The sequence below is a fragment of the Streptomyces scabichelini genome, from assembly GCF_011045015.1.
Classification (GTDB): domain Bacteria; phylum Actinomycetota; class Actinomycetes; order Streptomycetales; family Streptomycetaceae; genus Streptomyces; species Streptomyces scabichelini.
Genome location: NZ_JAAKZY010000451.1, coordinates 1 through 1,945, shown reverse-complemented (window position 1 = coordinate 1,945; position 1,945 = coordinate 1). Strand labels below are relative to the sequence as shown.

At 70.4% G+C, this 1,945-nt stretch carries 3 protein-coding genes; all 3 read right to left on the bottom strand.

The window, feature by feature from the left end:
• Positions 1–2: 2 nt before the first annotated feature.
• The gene (locus G5C60_RS50580) at positions 3–908 is read right to left on the bottom strand and encodes an NAD kinase (RefSeq protein WP_165271059.1); all 906 of its coding nucleotides are present in this window, start codon (positions 906–908) and stop codon (positions 3–5) included.
• A complete protein-coding gene (locus tag G5C60_RS50575; RefSeq protein WP_165271057.1) occupies positions 905–1,720 on the bottom strand; it encodes a TlyA family rRNA (cytidine-2'-O)-methyltransferase in 816 nt (271 codons plus the stop codon). Before G5C60_RS50575 ends, G5C60_RS50580 begins: the two co-directional genes overlap by 4 nt.
• Before the next feature lie 7 nt (positions 1,721–1,727).
• The coding region (locus G5C60_RS50570) for a hypothetical protein (RefSeq protein ID WP_165271055.1) at positions 1,728–1,945 on the bottom strand (218 nt) is incomplete at its 5' end.

Below are 1,945 nucleotides of genomic sequence, written 5' to 3'. Positions count from 1 at the left end.
CCCTAATGCGGCGCCCCCCGCCAACCCGCCACAGGCAACGCAAACTTGGCAACAAGCCGATCCGTGAACGAAGCATGGTGCAACCGAGCCAGCCGCACCGGCACAGCCCCCCGCCGCACCTCCACCCGCGCCCCCTGCGGCAACTCGATCGTCCGCCGCCCATCGCACCACAGCACCCCATGCGGAGTGTGCTGCTGAACCTCCACAGCAAGCACCGAGTCCGGCGAGGTAACCAGCGGCTTGGCGAACAGCGCATGCGCACTGATCGGCACCATGAGCAGCGCCTCGACCTCCGGCCACACCACAGGACCACCGGCGGAGAACGCGTACGCCGTCGATCCGGTGGGCGTCGCGCAAACTATGCCGTCACACCCGAACCCGGTGACGGGCCGCCCGTCGATCTCCAGGACGACCTCGAGAAGCCGCTCGGCGGAGACCTTCTGCACAGCGGCCTCGTTCAGCGCCCAGTCGGTGTGCACGACATCACCGTTGCTGTGCACGACGACGTCGACGGTCATCCGCTCCTCGACCTCGTACGCCCGAGTCACCACCCGGTCGACGACCTTGTCGAGATCGTCACGCTCGGCCTCCGCAAGGAAGCCGACACGCCCCAGGTTGACGCCGAGCATCGGCACCCCGGAGGCACGCGCGAACTCGGCACCGCGCAGCAGCGTCCCGTCACCGCCCAGCACGATCAGCAGCTCACACCCGTCGAGGCACTCGGGAGTCGCCTCCTTCACGAGCTCCACGGTCGGCGGCAGCGGCAGATCGGCCGCCTCTGCCTCCAGGACCCGTACACCGAGCCCGGAGCGCAGCAGCCCCTGGACGACGAGTTCGGCACTGCGGATGGCCGCGGGCCGCCCGGTGTGCGCCAGCAGGAAAACAGTACGAGCTCGGGTCTCTGTCAACGCGGCCCCTCCGCCACTGCACGGTCAACGTCGGCCGGGTCCAGCGCGGGTGCCCCGGCTCGCAGCCACAGAAAGTACTCGACATTCCCCGAGGGCCCGGGCAGCGGACTGGCCGTGACACCCTTCACCCCGAGTCCCAGCTCCCAGGCACGCCCGGCCACACCGCGCACGGCCTCGGCCCGCAGTTCGGGGCTGCGTACGACACCGCCGCTCCCCAGCCGCTCCTTGCCCACCTCGAACTGCGGCTTGACCATCATGACCAGGTCGGCTTCAGGCGCCGCGCACCGCACGAGGGCGGGCAGCACCAGGCCGAGCGGGATGAAGGACAAGTCTCCGACAATAAGATCCACCGGCTCCCCATCGATCGCCTCCAACGTCAACTCGCGTACGTTCTTACGGTCCTTGACGGTGACCCGTTCATCGCTCTGGAGAGACCAGGCCAGCTGTCCGTAGCCGACGTCGACGGCGACGACGTGGGCGGCTCCCGCGCGCAGCAGTACGTCGGTGAATCCGCCGGTCGAGGCACCGGCGTCCAGCGCCCGCCGTCCCTCGACCTTCAGGCCGAGCGGCACGAAGACCTCGAGTGCCCCCGCGAGCTTGTGGCCGCCGCGCGAGACGTAGTCGGGGTCGCTGTCGTCCTGGGCGACCAGGATGGCCGCGGCGGTCTCCACCTGGGTCGCGGCCTTGGTCGCGAGGGTCTTGCCCACGGTGACACGCCCGGCGGCGATCAGCTGGCCGGCGTGCTCCCGCGAGCGGGCGAGCTTCCGGCGGACCAGCTCGGCGTCGAGGCGGCGTCGTGCCACTCCTGCCACGTTCGGTTCAGCTCCTGTTGTTCATGCCGTACGGCGCCTGGGGCCCCGGAGGTCCCGAGGGTCCCGGGCGGGCGTCGAGCGCGGTGAGCGCGTCGCGCAGCCCCCGGTGCACATCTTCGTACACCTCGATGTGCCCGTCCGCAGCGAGGTGGTCGGCATCGGCAAGGCGGTCGAGCTGGGCGTCCACGTCGGCGTTCCCCGTGGGGGTGCGGGGCACGTTCAGCG